This is a genomic window from Fusobacterium necrogenes, from assembly GCF_900450765.1.
GTDB classification, from domain to species: domain Bacteria; phylum Fusobacteriota; class Fusobacteriia; order Fusobacteriales; family Fusobacteriaceae; genus Fusobacterium_A; species Fusobacterium_A necrogenes.
In genome coordinates this window covers 423,335-439,584 of sequence record NZ_UGGU01000003.1, presented here as the reverse complement: position 1 = coordinate 439,584, position 16,250 = coordinate 423,335, and the positions used below count along the sequence as shown (strand labels likewise).

Annotated in this window: 17 protein-coding genes; 4 read left to right on the top strand and 13 right to left on the bottom strand. The window is 29.2% G+C overall.

The features are described 5' to 3' along the window. Window positions 1-30: 30 nt before the first annotated feature. The 10 genes from DYA59_RS02490 to modA form a co-directional block, all read right to left on the bottom strand. Complete coding sequence (locus DYA59_RS02490) at window positions 31-1,494, bottom strand: uridine kinase family protein (protein WP_115269036.1); 1,464 nt, start codon at window positions 1,492-1,494, stop codon at window positions 31-33. Window positions 1,495-1,614: 120 nt separating this feature from the next. Beyond that, window positions 1,615-2,589: an ABC transporter ATP-binding protein gene (locus DYA59_RS02485; protein WP_115269034.1), complete on the bottom strand. Its 975-nt coding sequence runs from the start codon at window positions 2,587-2,589 to the stop codon at window positions 1,615-1,617. A 2-nt stretch (window positions 2,590-2,591) separates the two neighbouring features. Next, complete coding sequence (locus DYA59_RS02480; protein WP_115269032.1) at window positions 2,592-3,587, bottom strand: ABC transporter ATP-binding protein; 996 nt, start codon at window positions 3,585-3,587, stop codon at window positions 2,592-2,594. A 15-nt stretch (window positions 3,588-3,602) separates the two neighbouring features. Beyond that, the gene (gene nikC, locus DYA59_RS02475; protein ID WP_115269030.1) at window positions 3,603-4,478 is read right to left on the bottom strand and encodes a nickel transporter permease; all 876 of its coding nucleotides are present in this window, start codon (window positions 4,476-4,478) and stop codon (window positions 3,603-3,605) included. A gap of 15 nt (window positions 4,479-4,493) precedes the next feature. Further along, window positions 4,494-5,420, bottom strand: a complete 927-nt coding sequence (nikB, locus tag DYA59_RS02470) for a nickel ABC transporter permease (protein ID WP_115271446.1) — start codon at window positions 5,418-5,420, stop codon at window positions 4,494-4,496. Between the two features lie 105 nt (window positions 5,421-5,525). Beyond that, window positions 5,526-7,058 carry a glutathione ABC transporter substrate-binding protein gene (locus DYA59_RS02465; protein WP_115269028.1) on the bottom strand — a complete coding sequence of 511 codons (1,533 nt, stop codon included), beginning with the start codon at window positions 7,056-7,058 and terminating at the stop codon, window positions 5,526-5,528. A 240-nt stretch (window positions 7,059-7,298) separates the two neighbouring features. After that, the gene (gene moaC, locus DYA59_RS02460; protein WP_115269026.1) at window positions 7,299-7,766 is read right to left on the bottom strand and encodes a cyclic pyranopterin monophosphate synthase MoaC; all 468 of its coding nucleotides are present in this window, start codon (window positions 7,764-7,766) and stop codon (window positions 7,299-7,301) included. 2 nt (window positions 7,767-7,768) lie between these two features. Then, window positions 7,769-8,791 (bottom strand): molybdopterin-binding protein, encoded by a 1,023-nt coding sequence (locus tag DYA59_RS02455; protein ID WP_115269024.1) that lies wholly within the window; start codon window positions 8,789-8,791, stop codon window positions 7,769-7,771. Beyond that, window positions 8,788-9,462, bottom strand: a complete 675-nt coding sequence (gene modB, locus DYA59_RS02450; RefSeq protein ID WP_172606932.1) for a molybdate ABC transporter permease subunit — start codon at window positions 9,460-9,462, stop codon at window positions 8,788-8,790. Before modB ends, DYA59_RS02455 begins: the two co-directional genes overlap by 4 nt. Window positions 9,463-9,464: 2 nt before the next feature. Continuing rightward, complete coding sequence (gene modA / locus DYA59_RS02445; protein WP_115269022.1) at window positions 9,465-10,208, bottom strand: molybdate ABC transporter substrate-binding protein; 744 nt, start codon at window positions 10,206-10,208, stop codon at window positions 9,465-9,467. Window positions 10,209-10,331: 123 nt separating this feature from the next. Between modA and DYA59_RS02440 the strand changes: the two genes are divergently transcribed. Then, window positions 10,332-10,823 (top strand): MogA/MoaB family molybdenum cofactor biosynthesis protein, encoded by a 492-nt coding sequence (locus DYA59_RS02440; RefSeq protein WP_115269020.1) that lies wholly within the window; start codon window positions 10,332-10,334, stop codon window positions 10,821-10,823. Between the two features lie 102 nt (window positions 10,824-10,925). On the opposite strand, the gene dnaN is transcribed toward DYA59_RS02440, so the two are convergent. The 3 genes from dnaN to DYA59_RS02425 form a co-directional block, all read right to left on the bottom strand. Beyond that, a complete protein-coding gene (dnaN, locus tag DYA59_RS02435) occupies window positions 10,926-12,017 on the bottom strand; it encodes a DNA polymerase III subunit beta (RefSeq protein ID WP_115269018.1) in 1,092 nt (363 codons plus the stop codon). Window positions 12,018-12,030: 13 nt separating this feature from the next. Beyond that, entirely contained in the window at window positions 12,031-13,059 is a 1,029-nt protein-coding gene (locus DYA59_RS02430; protein WP_115269016.1) for an extracellular solute-binding protein, read from the bottom strand. Between the two features lie 64 nt (window positions 13,060-13,123). Continuing rightward, window positions 13,124-14,332 (bottom strand): AarF/UbiB family protein, encoded by a 1,209-nt coding sequence (locus DYA59_RS02425; protein ID WP_115269014.1) that lies wholly within the window; start codon window positions 14,330-14,332, stop codon window positions 13,124-13,126. Window positions 14,333-14,449: 117 nt separating this feature from the next. Between DYA59_RS02425 and DYA59_RS02420 the strand changes: the two genes are divergently transcribed. The 3 genes from DYA59_RS02420 to DYA59_RS02410 are packed head-to-tail and all read left to right on the top strand — an operon-like array spanning window position 14,450 to window position 16,243. Then, window positions 14,450-15,241: a TrmH family RNA methyltransferase gene (locus tag DYA59_RS02420; RefSeq protein WP_115269012.1), complete on the top strand. Its 792-nt coding sequence runs from the start codon at window positions 14,450-14,452 to the stop codon at window positions 15,239-15,241. Then, on the top strand, window positions 15,228-15,755 hold the full coding sequence (locus DYA59_RS02415; RefSeq protein ID WP_115269010.1) for an NUDIX hydrolase: 528 nt from the start codon (window positions 15,228-15,230) through the stop codon (window positions 15,753-15,755). Before DYA59_RS02420 ends, DYA59_RS02415 begins: the two co-directional genes overlap by 14 nt. Continuing rightward, window positions 15,752-16,243: a D-Ala-D-Ala carboxypeptidase family metallohydrolase gene (locus DYA59_RS02410; RefSeq protein ID WP_115269008.1), complete on the top strand. Its 492-nt coding sequence runs from the start codon at window positions 15,752-15,754 to the stop codon at window positions 16,241-16,243. Before DYA59_RS02415 ends, DYA59_RS02410 begins: the two co-directional genes overlap by 4 nt. The last annotated feature ends 7 nt before the right edge of the window (window positions 16,244-16,250 follow it).

Below are 16,250 nucleotides of genomic sequence, written 5' to 3'. Positions count from 1 at the left end.
TCTTTTATAGCAACTGATTAATTATATACTCTAATATTTATAAAAAATACTTCCCCCAATAAATTCTTTTAAAATAGAATCATCTGGGACCAAATCTGGCTTTATATCTACAAAACAATATAAAAATCTCATTATTCTCTTTGCTTCTTCATAATATAAACTATTTGGACTTATTTTTATAAGCTCTCTTAGAGCATAACTTTTTAATACTCCTAACTCATATACAAGATTGCTATTAAATAAGGCATCAGCTTCTTCCTGGTAAGGAAAGATATGCTTTTCTTCACCTCTTCTTACAGATTGCCACATAGCAAGAGTCCCTTCTCCTTTTTCCTCTCTTGAGAGACTATCTCTAACTAATCTTCTTATCTCTCTTACATCACTTGTAGATATTCTATTATGTTTATCTATATTTAATTGAGTTAGACAACTGATATATATTTTAAATTTATTTTCTCTAGGAATTTCAGAAGTAAGTCTTTCATTTAATCCATGTATTCCCTCTATTATGATTATTCCATTTTTCTCAGGAACTTTCATCATATTTCCTATTTCTTCTCTTTCTCCTGTAATAAAATTATATTCAGGTATCTCTACTTCTCTTCCTGCTATTAACTCTTTCAAATTTTGGTTTAAAAGTTTTAAATCAAGAGCTTCTATTGTTTCAAAATCTTTTTGCCCATTTTCATCTAAGGGAACATTAGCTCTTCCAATATAATAGTTATCTAGTGATATTACTATTGGATTTATTCCATTAGCTCTCAAATGGATGTATAATCTTTTACTAAATGTTGTTTTACCAGATGATGATGGTCCTGCTATTGTAACTAATTTTATCTTATCATTTTTTGAGATTTTCTCTGCTATTTTAGCTATTTCTTTATGATGTAAAGCTTCATTTACTCTTATTAATTCTCCTATCTCCTTGTGTAAAACTTTTTCATTTAGACTTCCTAAAGTATCTACTCCTAATATTTGATTCCATCTTCCTGCTTCATCAAATATTTTTGCTATCTTAGGGGTATCTATTCTAGGCGGTAATACTTTTTCCTCTGTAAGGGGATATTTTAAAATAAATCCATCATTATATTTTGTTAATTCAAATAAATCTACATCTCCAGTAAATTTATATGGTCTTTCATAAACATAGTCATGATAGCCATCTATTTCATATTCCATTATACTTGTCCAACCACTATTATCTAAAAGCTTTCTTACATCTTTCCTAGTAATCTCAGAACTTTTAGCTTTTAATTTTTCATTGTTATTACTAATTAACTCTATTGGATAATTTTTTTCTATTATCTCTTTCATTCTATTAGAAATTTTCTTTACATCTTCTTCTGATAAAGAAAATTCTTCTATATAACCATACACACCATTATTTAAGGAGTTATCAATAATTACCTCTTTATTTGGAAAAATATCATTTATAGACTTTAACAATACCAATTTTAAAGTTGTAGAATATTTTTTAGCTTTAAATTTTACCATATATGTTTCACTCCTTCTTATTCTTTTCACTTTTGAATAATTTTTAATATCTAAGTAAATTATAAATCTCATTGAAAAAGGTTATTATAGTTTTCAAATTATAATAATCCCTCATTTAATTTATTTCTCTACAAATCCTAACTCTTTAGCTAGATGACAAGCAAAAAAATGTCCTTCGCCTATCTCTTTTAATACTGGCTCTTGCTGTCTACAAATATCTTTTGCATATACACATCTTTTAGCAAATCTACATCCTTTATCCGGATTAATTGGAGAAGTAATCTCTCCTTGAAGTTTTATTCTTTCCATTTTTTTCTTTACACTTGGTACTGGTATAGCCGATAAAAGTGCTTTTGTATATGGGTGTATTGGGTTTTTGAAAAGCATCTTAGATGGCGCTTTTTCAACTAATTGTCCAAGATACATTACAGCTATATCATCAGAGAAGTGTTTTACAACTGATAAGTCATGGGTTATGAACATATATGTAAGTCCAAACTCTTCTTGTAGATCTTTCATTAGGTTTAGAACTTGAGCTTGAATTGATACGTCAAGAGCTGATACTGGCTCATCACAAACTATAAATTTAGGTTTTAATGCTAATGCTCTAGCTATACCTATTCTTTGTCTTCTTCCTCCATCTAGTTCATGTGGATAAGTATTCATAAGTCTTTCACTAAGTCCAACTGTATCCATAAGCTCTTTTACTCTAGCTTCTAATTCTTCTTTTGATTTACACATTTTATGTATAATTAATGGCTCAGCAATTATCTCACTTACTGTCATTCTTGGATTAAGAGAAGCAAATGGGTCTTGGAAAATAATTTGCATCTTTTTTCTCATCTCTCTCATTTGCTCTTTTGAGTAGTTTCTGATGTTTTCTCCTTCAAATAGTATCTCTCCATCTGTTGCCTCAAGAAGTCTTAAGATAACTCTTCCTGTTGTAGATTTTCCACAACCAGACTCTCCAACTACTCCTAGAGTTTTTCCTTCACAAATAGTAAAGTTGATATCATCTACTGCATGTAAAAGTCCTTTAGGAGTATTAAAATATTTCTTTAGATTTTTTACTTCTAATAATACTTTGTTTTCCATTATTATTTTTCCTCCCCTATCTCTTTTACTTTTCCTTCACAAATAAGGCATCTTACTTTATGTCCTTTCTCTATTTCAGTAACTTTTGGTTGCTCTTTTGAACAAAGTTCTGTAGCATGTGGACATCTAGGGTGGAATTTACATCCTGATGGTAAGTTAGTAGGGTCTGGCATAAGTCCTTGTATTGGTTTTAATCTATCACACTCTTCATCAAGGCTAGGAATAGAACCAAATAATCCAAGAGTATATGGGTGTTTAGGATTTTCAAATACATCTACTAAGCTACCTGCTTCTACAATCTCTCCAGCATACATAATAGCTACCTTATCACATACTTGAGCAACTACTCCAAGGTCATGTGTTATAAGTATCATAGCAGTTTTAAATTTCTCTTTTAAATCATTCATAAGATCTAGTACTTGAGCTTGAATAGTAACATCTAGAGCAGTTGTCGGCTCGTCAGCTATTAAAAGTTTTGGGTTACAAGCCAAGGCAATAGCTATAACAACCCTTTGTTTCATTCCACCAGAAAATTGGTGTGGGAAATCATTAGCTCTTGCACCAGGTATTCCAACTAACTCTAACATCTCTTTTGCTTTTTCAAAAGATTTTTCTTTTCCCAATTGCTCATGTATCTCTATAACCTCAGCAATTTGCTCTCCTACTGTCATAACTGGGTTTAATGATGTCATAGGGTCTTGGAAAATCATAGAGATTTTATTTCCTCTGATTTTTCTCATCTCTTCTTCATGTAATGAAAGTAAATCTTTACCTTCAAAAGTTATTTTTCCACTTAATATTTTTCCAGGTGGGTTAGGAACTAATCCCATTATTCCTAGAGCAGTTGTAGTTTTTCCTGCTCCAGTCTCTCCAACTAGTCCTATTGTTTCTCCTTCTGCTAACTCTATTTCTAATCCATTTACAGCAGATACTACTTCATCTTCAGTAACATACTGTATAGTTAAATCTTTTATCTCTAATAAATTACTCATCGACACTTCCTCCTAAATTAACTACTGTTTCAACCTTGGGTCTAAGGCATCTCTCAATCCATCTCCTAATAGGTTAAGAGAAAGAATTGTTATCATTATAGCTACTCCTGGGAATGTTGTTACCCACCAAGCATATCTTAGGTATTGTCTACCTCCAGATAGCATAGAACCCCACTCAGGTGCTGGTGGTTGAATTCCTAGTCCGATAAAACTTAGTCCCGCTGTTGATAAGATTGCACTTGCTACTCCTAATGTAGCTTGTACAATAACAGGAGCTAAAGAATTAGGAATTATATGTCTAAATATTATTCTTGTATTGCTTGCTCCAATAGCCTTGGCTGCTTCTATAAACTCTTGGTCTCTAATAGAAAGTACAGAAGCTCTAACTATTCTGGCATAACTAGGTACACTTGAAATACTAATAGCTAACATAAGGTTGATAATACTTGGTCCTAATGCTGAAACTATTGCTATTGCAAGTAAGATACTTGGTACTGCTAGGAAAATATCCATAACCCTCATTATAGTATTATCTAATTTTCCACCATAATATCCAGCTACTGCTCCTAAAATTCCTCCAATAACTATTGATATTCCAACAGCTACTATACCTACTTGTAATGATACTCTTGTTCCATGTACAAGTCTTGCAAATATATCTCTACCAAACTCATCTGTTCCAAGCCAGTGTGCTGCACTTGGTCCTTGTAATCTATGAGCTAGATTTTGTTTTATAACTACATTATCATAGTTGGCTATAACATCAGCAAATACAGCAAGTAAGACAAGAATAATTAAAATAATTAGTCCTAAAACAGCCATCTTATTTCTTTTTAGTCTTCTCCATACCTCTACCCACTGACTTCTCTTTTTATTTGAAGTATTTATATTCGACATTATTTTTCCCCCTTATTACTTATATTGAGATTTAATTCTAGGGTCAACATAAGCATATAATATATCTACCAATAAGTTTACAACACTGAATGCTGCAGCTAAGAAAACAACAGCTGCTAATACAGTAGGTGTATCTTTTTGTCTAATTGCATCTACCATCAATCTTCCTACACCTGGCCAAGAGTATACTGACTCAGTAAGTACAGCTCCTCCTAATAGATGTCCAAATTGTAATCCTACAACTGTAATGATAGGAATAAGAGCATTTTTAAGAGCATGTTTATTGATAACAACTTTTTCTGCCACTCCTTTAGCTCTAGCTGTTCTAATATAGTCTTGTCTTATTACCTCTAGCATAGATGAACGAGTCATTCTTGTAATAATAGCTGCTGAACCAACTCCTAGAGTTATAGCTGGTAGAATAATACTCTTCAAACCATCAAATCCTCCAGATGGTAGCCATCCTAATTTTACAGAGAAAGTTAAGATTAACATAAGCCCTAACCAGAATACTGGCATAGAAACTCCTAAAAGAGCTATTACCATACTAAAGCTATCTAAGAAAGAGTATTGTCTAGTAGCTGAAATTATACCTATTGGTATACCAATACATACAGATATTATGATACCAATTACTGCTAATATAAGAGTATTTGGGAATCTAGCAAATATCTCTCCAAATACTTCCCTTCCAGTAGTATATGATCTTCCAAAATCTCCCATAATTGCATTTTTAACAAATCTAAAATACTGTATAAAGAATGGATCATTTAATCCCATCTCTTCTCTTAATTTTAATACAGCTTCTTTTGGTGCATTTTCCCCTAATATTAACTGTGCTGGATCTCCAGGTGTTAATGACATTATAGCGAAAACTAATAATGATACTCCTAATAATACAGGAATAAGTAGTAAAATTCTTTTTAATACATACTTGTGCATATTCATTTTGACACTCTACATCTTAGGTGCCTTCTCCTTTCTCTATTGATTTTATAAAAAGGCTGTGTCAATTAAGACACAGCCTTTTTATTAACACTTCATAACCTAATTTGATTTAAATTTTACTCCATAAAGTCTGTGATGTCCTGCTGGTTTAAGTTTGAAGTTTTCTATATTTTTTTGTAACGCTGCATTCTGTGATTTGTATGCCGTTACATAATATGGAACTTCTTCTTGAGCTATAATTTGAACATCTTTATATAGCTCTTTTCTTTCTTCTTGATTTACAGATACTCTAGCCTTTGATAATAATTCATCAACTGTTGGATTATCATAAAATGCTCTATTTCCAGCTCCCCCAAAACTTGAAGAATGAAGTAATGGAAATAATCCATAATCAGCATCTCCAGTTACAGTTACCCATCCTAACATAAATAATTCATGATCTCCTCTAGCTGTTCCATCTAAATATGCCCCCCATTCAAGAGTCTCAACAGCTAAGTCTATTCCAATCTCCTTTAATTGGGCTTGAAGAATTATAGCTATATCTCTTCTTTCAATATTTTCATTTATCCATATTTTTGCTTTAAATCCATTTGGATATCCTGCTTCAGCTAATAATTGTTTAGCTTTTTCTACATTATACTCCCATGCTTTAGCCTCAGTAGTGTATCCAAATACTTTTGGACCTATTAATGAATTTGCTTTCTCTCCAGAGCCTTTATATACAGCTGTTATAAAATCATCTGCATTAATAGTTGTGGCTATAGCTTGTCGCACTTTTACATTATTAAAAGGAGCTTTTTTCGTATTAAATCCAATATAGTCTATTCCAAAAGATGGTTCCTCTAAGAATACGATTGAATCATCTGTTCTTAATTTTTCTCTATCTAATCCTTCTATATCATAAGCTAAATCTAATTCCCCAGTTTCTATTCCAATAGTTCTATTAGATGCTTCAGTAACTGGTCTGAATACTACATTTTTTATAGGAGTTACTCCTAGAAAGTAATCAGGATTAGCTTCTAGAGTAATTTTATCTCCTGATTGCCAAGACACAAACTTATAAGGTCCAGTTCCTACTGGATTTTGTCCGTAAGAATCTCCTGCTGCTTTTACAGCTTTCTCACTCATTATAGCTGCTGTTGGGTGAGTTAAATGGTTTAATAGAGCTCCAAAAGGCTCACTTGTTATCACTTTTACTGTATAATCATCTACTACTTCTATTTTATCCACAGTTCCTATGATATGAGATACTTGAGGTGATGCCTTCATTCTATCTAAAGAGAATTTTACGTCTGAAGCTTTTAACTCATCTCCATTATGAAATTTAATTCCCTTTTTTAAATGAAATATAGTAGTCATTCCATCTGGCTGCTCCCAAGACTCAGCAAGACTTGGCACTATATTCATATTGTCATCCTGCTCTACAAGTCTATCATAGATTTGTACTGTTACTCTTGAACTTGGTGCGTCATTAGTTGCATGTGGGTCTAATGATTTTGCATCAGCTCCATTTGCTACTACTAATGTGTCTTTTATTCCACCTTTTTTAGCTGTTTCTTTATTTCCATTACAAGAAACAAACATAAACATTGACAATAGAACCGCCAATATTGAGTAAAGCTTTTTTCTCATACCAATTTCCTCCTACTTCTCTAGTACTTTTTATATTTTAGTTTTTAAAAACTTTTTCGAACAAGTATATTTCTAATTAATTTTTGTACATTAATGATACTTTTTTGGTATTTTCTTTACATTTTTACTATTTTTCAAGTTTAATACAAGCTTATTTTAAAATTTACTATAATATTATAATTTTGTCAAATTAACAATATATATTTATATGATATATAAAATAAATTATGTTCTGTTATTTTATTCTAAAACTCTAAAATCAGATTTCCCACCTATTTTCTCTATCACTTCTATATCTCCTATTATCATATTTTTATCTACTGCCTTACACATATCATATATAGTAAGAGCTGATATAGATACAGCTGTTAATGCTTCCATCTCAACTCCTGTCTTTCCTACCGTTTTAACCACTGCTTCTATCAAAATTTTATCATATTCAAACTCAAATGAAATATCTACTCCTGTAAGGAAAATATTATGACACATAGGTATTAAATCCCAAGTTTTCTTAGCTCCACATATTCCTCCTATTTGAGCTACTGAAAGTACATCTCCCTTTTTCATTTTTCTATCAACTATCAACTTTATAGTTTCAGGATTCATTTTAATATATCCTCTTGCTATTGCTCTTCTTTTAGTTTCATTTTTTTCACTTACATCAACCATCTTAGCTCTACCTTTTTCATTAAAATGTGTAAACTTCATATCTATCCCTGCTTCCCAAAAGAACAATTTGGATAATGACATATTTCACAATCTTGACATAAACCACCATTTCCATATAACATAATATCTCTTTTTTTAAGTATTTCTCCAGTCATTACTCTAGAAAGAATTATATCAAATATAGTCCTTTTAGAAAACATTACGCATCCTGGAAGTCCCATCATAGGAATATCTCCTAAATATGACAACAAAAACATTGAACCAGGTAAAACAGGTGCCCCATAAGTTACTAACTCTCCTCCCATCTCTATAATAGAGCTAGGTGTTAAATCATCTGGATCTACTGACATTCCTCCTGTAAATATTAACATATCTGCTCCTTCATTTAATAATTTTTTAGCACTAGACTTTATAATTTCTTTATCATCAGGACACAAACTCTGTCCTATTACTTCACATTTATATTCTGAAAGCTTATTTTTTATTATTTCTCCAAATTTATCCTTTATTCGTCCATAAAAAATCTCATTTCCAGTAGTTATAATACCAACTTTATAACTTCTATAAGGAACTACCTTTAGAATTGGAGTTTTAATTAAAGAACGTGCCATATCCATCTTTTCTTTCGATATAACCAACGGAATTACTCTTGCTCCAGCTATTAATTCTCCTTTTTTTACAGAATAATTATTAGGCAATGTAGCAAAGGAAATTTCACCTAACATATTTAATTCCAATAATTGTTCTGTATTCACTTTTAAAATCCCATCACAATCAGCTCTAAAATTTATCTTTCCTTCTTTTATTTCAACATCTGTAAAAACATTTTTTCCTTTTCCTAATTTTCCAAGTATAAGAGCTGCATCATTTTCATGTACTCCTTTTTCCCCTAATTCAAAAACATATATATGATCTTTTCCTAAGTTCAAAAGTTTCGGAATATCCTCTTCTAGTATTACATGGCCCTTCTTAAAAATTCTTCCTTTAAATTCTCCTGGAAGAATCTGAGTAATATCATGTTGAAGTACATACCCTACAGCCTCTACTGTTTTTATCTTTTTCATATATTCTCCCTTTCTTTTCTAAATAAATAATTATAAACTAACATTACAAAAAAACTTATTCCTAAAATAATTACTAAAAAAAAGTTAGCAGTACCTGTATCTCCACTTTCAGAAGCTGAATATATAACCATAGATATTGTTTGAGTTCTCCCTGGAATATTTCCAGCTAACATAAGTGTTGCACCAAACTCTCCTATAGCTCTTCCAAATGATAATACCATTCCTGCTAAAATGTTTCTTTTTATGAGTGGAAGAGTGATCAATCTCAAAATTTGAACTTCACTAGCTCCTACTTCTTTTCCAGCTTCAAAATACACTGGATTAAGTGAAGCTATTCCTGTCTTTATACTATTATACATAAGTGGCAAAGAAACTATAAAAGCTGTAATTATTCCTGCCCACCAAGAGAATAAAATCGAAATATTAAAATATTCATAAAGATATCTCCCTATTATTCCTCGCCTTCCTAAAATTAAAATAAGTATATATCCTAATACACTTGGTGAAAGAAAAATAGGTAGATTTATAAACATTTCAAGTCCAATTTTCAATTTTAAATTAACTTTATTTAATAAATAAACTAAAATAATAGAACTTATTGATACTAAAATAGTTGAAATTATTGCTATCCTTAAAGTTAAAAATATTATCCCTATATTCAAATTCATCATATTTAATTTACCATTTCAAAACCATATTTTTCATATACTTTTCTAGCTATGCTAGATTTTAAAAATTCATAAAATTTTATTGTATCTTCAGTCTTTTTATCTTTTATAATTCCATAACTATATGTGATAGGAGTATATAAATTTTCAGGAATAACATATACTATCTCACTATTTTTTAAAACTTTAGCATCAGTTTTATATATAACTGCATAATCTACTTCATATAAGTCAACATATTGAGCTGCACTTCTTACATCTTTGGCATATATTAAATTATTTTGAATTTTATCCCAAAGTCCACTATTTGTAAAAGCTTCCTTTGAATATTTACCAGCTGGAACAGTTTCAGGTATTCCTATAGCAACAGTATTATTCAATAATTTTTTCATGGAGTCTATTTCTAGCCTTCCAGCTACTACTAATTTATTTTTCAGAATATCACTTTTGTAATTTTCATCTATAAATCCTCTTTCATCTAAATCTTTTAAATCTTTTTGAGAAGCAAAAAAAACTAAATCTACTGGTGCTCCAGCTAAAATTTGATTTTTCAAAGCACCAGAACCGCCAAAATTTAATTCTATTTTTATATTTTTATTATTACTCTCAAACTTTTCTTTTAATTCTTCCATTACTTCTTTTAAACTCGCAGCTGCACTAATTATTACCTCTTTTTTTTCTACCCTAGCAAATCCCATAGTAGATAAAAAAAACATAAAGATTACTACTAATACCAAACCTTTCTTCATCTAATCACTCCATATTTTAATATTTCTCAATTAATAATAACAAATTTGATAAAAAATATCAAGAATAATTAAAATCTTATGATATAATAAATCTAGAAAAAATAACTTTTATGAGGTGAGAATATGTTTAAAGTTGCAATTGTATGTATGAGTGATAAAGGTGCAGAAGGAAAGAGAGAAGATATTTCTACACAGATTATTGAAAAAATAATGTTAGAAAATAATTATTTGATAGAAAAAAAGATATTAATTCCAGATGACTTTCAAATAATTAAAGATACTTTACTAGAGATATGTGAAAATAATGAAGCAGATTTAATCTTGACTACAGGTGGAACTGGATTTTCAAAAAGAGATATAACACCAGAAGCTACTGAAGAAGTTATAGAAAAAAGGGTTCCAGGTATCCCTGAAGCTATTAGAAGTTATTCTTTAAACATTACAAAAAGAGCTATGCTATCTAGAGCTACAGCTGGAATTAGAAAAAATACTCTCATAATTAATATGCCTGGAAGTCCTAAAGCAGTAGAGGAAGCCTTATCTTATATTATCCCTGAATTAAAACATGGACTTGAAATAATGATTGGTTCTGCTACTGATTGTGCTAGAACATAAAAAATATTAAAAAACTCAAGAATAACAAATTAATGATTAAACTTTGATCTTCATTTTTTAATAAAAGTTATTCTTGAGTTTTTTTAAATTCACTATTCTATTTTAGTCTCTAAGTGCTAACGGCATAAGTATATATATATAATCATCATTTTCAGCTTCTTTTATTTCAAACATAGAAGACGCATTATTTCCGCTGATAATGACATTGCCCGAAATATTATCTATGTATTCAGACAAAAATTTACAATTTAAAGAAGCTTTAAAATCCTCTCCATCTTTTAGCATATTAACCTTTTGATTTATTTTAGCTTTTCCAGAAACAGCATTTATAAGCATCATCTTTCCTGCAAAAGTAAAAATTGCTCCAAATTTAGCATCCAAACTAGTTTTAGCTACTGTAATAACTCTTTTTATAGCACTTCTTAGCTCATCTCTATTAAATTCCATTCTCTTTTCAAAAGCTGAAATTCTAAGAATAGTTTTAAAATCTGGATACTGAAGCCCTATAGTCTTACTTGAAAAATAAGAGTTTTTCCAAGTAATAATTAATTTTTCTCCATTATATCCTATATTAATTTCTTCATAACAATCTTTCAATAGCTTACATAACGTATTTACACTCTCCATAGGAATTGATATCTCTCTACTCTCTTCACATTCGACTCTTTCTTTTAAAAATAGAAGCCTATATGAATCAGTAGAAACAAGATTTAATTCATCTTTTTTAAATACAGCTCTTACACAATTTATCTGTATATTATCCGTACTTTGAGAAGCTGCAAATTTGGCTTTATCTAAAAGTTGCACAAAATGATTCCCTACTATTTTTAAAAGAACATTTGATTTTAATTCCGGAATAGTTGGATAATTTTCTCCTTCCAATATAGAAAATTCAGCTCGATGAACTATAATAAACCCATTTTCACTAGAAAATTCAAGTTTTTCTTCTTCTAATAGTTTAATATACTCAAGAAGTAAGAAAGGTTTTATTACAACTTCCCCCTCCTCTTCAATATCTGCTTTAATTTTTTTTACATGCTCTATTTCTAAATTTGTCCCTATAAAGATTACTTTCTTCCCTTTAGCACAAATTTTTAAGCCAGAAACAATTGGTTTTATAGGATTTTCCTTTAATATATTTATATATTCAGAAAGTACAGAGATAAACTCTTCTCTCATTATAGAAAATTTCATATTCTCCTCCAAATTATTCAGCGATTAATATCTCCTGCCAATACTTATTTTGTAAATCTAAAGTTGTATTTATATCTCTTAATACTTGAATATTTTTCAAATCAGAAATTTCAAATAAAGGTTTTATTTTCATTAATTCTCTTGCTTGAAGATTTACAGATGGAGTTTCTAAAGCATCAGCTATCTTAGCTGCTACTTCTGCTCTTAGAGTATATTCTAAAAATTTATATGCATTCTCTTTATTAGCTGCTGTTTGTAAGAGAACAAATGAATCAACATAAGCTGTTCCACCTTTTTCTGGAATTATCATCTCTACATTTGCTCTATCCTTTTCATCTAGCTCTTTAAAAATATTATCAGGATAACCTTGCACCACCCAAAAATCTCCACTAGCAAAACCTTTTCCAAAAGATTCGGAATCAAATTTTGCAATATTTCTTTTCCAAGTCTTCACCAATTCAGCTGCTTGTGCTATTATCTTTTCATCACTAACTGTCTGTGGATATCCTAACATTCCTAAAGCTGATGTCATTACTTCTCTCATATCATCAAGTAAAGTCATCCTTCCTCTCAAATTATTCATTTCATATATTGAATAATCTTTTGGATACTCGGAAACATATTTTTTATTTACAGCTATAATTGTAGCACCAATTAAATATGGAACTTCATAATCATTTTTAGGATCAAAATGATGTAATTTTTCTAACACCAATGGATCAAGGTTATTATAATTTGGTAACTTAGTCTTATCTAATTTTTCAATCATCCCCTCTTTCATCATTATTTCAACATAATCTGCGGATGGCATAACTATATCATAACCATCTCCTCCAGCCTTTAATTTTGTAAACATTTCTTCATTAGATGAATAAATATCTTCCACCACTTTTATTCCAGTTTCTCTTTCAAAATCATCATATATGGTTTGTGGAATAGTATTAGCCCAACCATATACATATAATATATTTTTATTCTCTTCCTTTCCTCTACAACTTATAACAGCCATAGCTAAAGTAATTGCTACCAATATTTTTTTCATCTACTAACCTCCTAAAAATAATTCCAATATATTATATTTTAATATGAAAAACTCTCTAAGTCAATTAATTACTCTGATTAATTATAACTTCTAACTCTTCTAATATTTGACTTAAGTCATCACTAAATATAGTATTTTTATTCTTTGTTTTTTGAGCTAATTTCTCCAAATATATGAAGGATTTAAAAATTGGATAAATCTCTTCATCAAAGTTCATTCCAATATTTATAGCCTCTTTAAAAGCAAGCATAACTTTTGCTATTACAGGGACTTTTTTTGAAATCTCTGATAACCGTATAAACTCTATATTCTTGACTAATTTTCCTAGTTCTTCCTCTGATAACTTTTGATTTGAAATAGAATTTAAGAAAAATACTGCACTCTTATACTTTTTTTCAACTAAACATCTCAAAATATTATATAAAACACTCCTTAATTCCAGTTTTAAAATTGATATTGTATTACAATCTAAAAAATATATCTTTCCCTCGTCACTTAATATCAAATTTCCAGAATGTAAGTTATTATGAAATATTCCTATTTTAAAGATAAAAAATAATTGTATCTTTATTAAATCTAAAACATCTTTATATAGTAATCTCTTATACTCTAATAGTTCGTAAAAATATGTACCATAAATATACTCTGTAACTATTAAATTATCTGATGATAAGTAGGAATATATTTTGGGAACTCTCATCCTTTTTAAGAATTCTACATCCGTGTAAATATTTAAACTTTCTTGCATTATTTTTGTAAACCTTATCTCATTTCTCAAGCTAAATTTTTCTTGACTATATTCATCTAGTTTATCTAAAATATCATTCACTTTATACTTTTGATTTAACCAAGGCATAAAAATTTTTCTATGTTTTAGTGATGTTTTTAATTTATGCAAATTTTTGAAATAATTATTTTTAGAAGTCGGATTTATACCTTTTATAGATATTTCTACACCAGTTTTCAAACATCCTTTAAATATGCAACTAATATCAGAATATGAATATGGATAGTTATCATAATATTCCATCAAAGAAAAAAGCGGATCTTTAGTCTTTACTAAGTTTAAAAGGTGTTTTTCGGATTTTTCTAATTGTGGAGTTTGAAAATCTGAAAGATATAAGCATTGGTCTATCTCTAACAAATCAATTCTAGTTGAATATTCCTCAGATATACGAACTCCAATTCTTCCTAACTCCAATATAGTAGAAAGCTTTTCATTATTTTCCATTTTTAAAGCTCTCATAAACTTTATAAATTTAGATGATAACATCTCACATCTCCTTACTAAAGTAATTTATCAATTAAAATTATAATACATATTTTTAAATCTGTAAATAATAAGGTTTTTATGTTATAATTGAAAATAGAGGAACTATTGGAGGAAAACGTGGAAATTATAAATAGCTTAGATAACAATACTTTAAAAAAAATTAAAAAACTAAAGCAAAAAAAATATAGAGAAGAAGAAAAGAAATTTTTAGCTGAAGGTAAAAAATTTTTAGATTTTAACTATCCAACTGAATTAATAATACTTAAAGAAGGTTGTGAAAATATAGAAGATATCTCAACTAAACTTATTAATTTTGATTGTAGAAAATTAGTAGTAAATGAGAAACTATTTAAAGAATTAAGCTCTCAAGAAAATTCTCAAGGTGTTATTATTGTATATCCATACTGTAATAGCGACATAACAAATTTACAAAATAATATCATAATATTAGATAGAATACAAGATCCAGGAAATTTGGGAACAATTATACGTGTAGCTGATGCCTCTGGATTTAAAGATATTATTCTTACAAAAGGAAGTGTAGATTGCTACAATGAAAAATGTGTTAGAAGCAGTATGGGATCAATTTTTAATATGAATATTATATATATGGAAGAAGAAACACTCTTAAGGTACTTAAAAGAGAATAACTATAAGTTACATGTTACAGCTTTAGAAAGTAACTCTATTGAATATACTAAAATGAAATTAGATAATAAAAATGCTATAATTTTTGGCAGTGAAGGCAATGGAGTAAGTAAAACTTTTTTAAAGTCTGCTAATGAAATTATAATAATACCAATATATGGCTCTGCCGAATCTCTCAATGTAGCTATTGCTTCTGGTATTATTCTCTATAAAATAAAAGAACTTAGCTTAAATAAGGAGTTGAAGTATGGACAAATATGAGGAGCTAGAAAAAAAAGAGATATTTAAAAATGAACATATTCAAGTATATAGTAAAAAACTAAAACTTCCTAATGAAAAAATTGTAAATTGGACTTTTACTGGTAAAAAAGATGCTGTTGGTATAGTAGCTGTATTTGAAGATAACTCTATACTTTTAGTTAAACAATATAGACCCGCTGTAAAGATGACTACACTTGAAATTCCAGCTGGACTTTTAGAAGAAGGAGAAGCTCCTATTGAAGCTGCACTTAGAGAGCTCGAAGAAGAAACAGGATACAAAGCTCAGAAAATAGAAAAAATTTGTGAATATTATATGAGCCCAGCTATCTCTGAAGGAAAATTTTTTCTATTTTATGCAGAAGAGCTAATTAAAACAGAGCAACATCTTGATGAAGAAGAATTTATAGATATAGTAAAATTAAACTTAGAAGATTTAGATATAAATTCACTTTCAGATGGTAAAAGTATAATTGCTGTAGAATATGCAAAAAAAAAGAGGGAAATCAAACTATGAAAATAAAAAAAAATTTCCTATTTTTTCTTGTTCTTTTTCTAATATCGGCTTGTTCTTCAGTTAATATTAATAGAAATGAAAAAATATCTCGTTATTTTACTATGGGAGAAGCTATCCATAGCAATACAGCCATTAAAAAGAAAATAAAAAATTTTCCTAATTGGGAAGAACGAACAAATATAAGATATACAGCAAAGAGATTAGATGAAGTAAGAAAAATCTTAGGACGTCCTGTTATTGTGAGTAGTTGGTTTAGGAATAAAAAACTTAATAAAGCAGTAGGAGGTTCATCCTCATCTAGCCATAGAAAAGGTATGGCTGTAGATATTATTCTAAAAAAAGGTCAAGCTGGAAAGAGAGAATTTAATAAAATAAAAGCTAATCTTAAAAGTTTTGATCAACTAATTTATTATACAAAACGTGGACATTTGCATATAGGATTTAAGCAATATAAATTATTAGAAAGAAAACAAGTTATGATTAGATAGGAGATAA